A 415-nucleotide genomic window follows, 5' to 3' on the forward strand; every position below is an offset into this window, starting at 1 on the left:
TACCACTACCGCGACCCTGACCGCGAGTCCTTCGGTCACCGAAGGCGGTGTCATCACCTACACCGTGACCCTGACCAACCCGGCTCAGACCCCGGTGACCGTGACCCTGTCCAATGGCCAGGTCATCACTGTTGAGGCAGGCAAGACCCAGGGCAGCATCGACTTCCAGACCCCGGCCAACGACGTCTACAACAACGGTTCCACCGTTAGCGTGACTATCGACAGCGCTACGGGCGGCAACTTCGAGCAGCTGACGCCGAACCCAGCGGCTGCGGTTACCACGATCAATGATTCAATCGACACTACAATCGCGACCCTGACCGCGAACCCTTCGGTTACTGAGGGCGGTGTCATCACCTACACCGTGACCCTGACCAACCCGGCTCAGACTCCGGTGACCGTGACCCTGTCCAAT

At 61.0% G+C, this 415-nt stretch carries 1 protein-coding gene; it reads left to right on the forward strand.

From position 1 onward, the window contains the following. On the forward strand, positions 1-415 hold a 415-nt coding region (locus ACK59L_RS21525), incomplete at both ends, for an immunoglobulin-like domain-containing protein (RefSeq protein WP_409275965.1).

Origin of the sequence: Pseudomonas sp. KCJK9111 (genome assembly GCF_046231935.1) — a bacterium.
Taxonomy (GTDB): Bacteria; Pseudomonadota; Gammaproteobacteria; order Pseudomonadales; family Pseudomonadaceae; genus Aquipseudomonas; species Aquipseudomonas parafulva_B.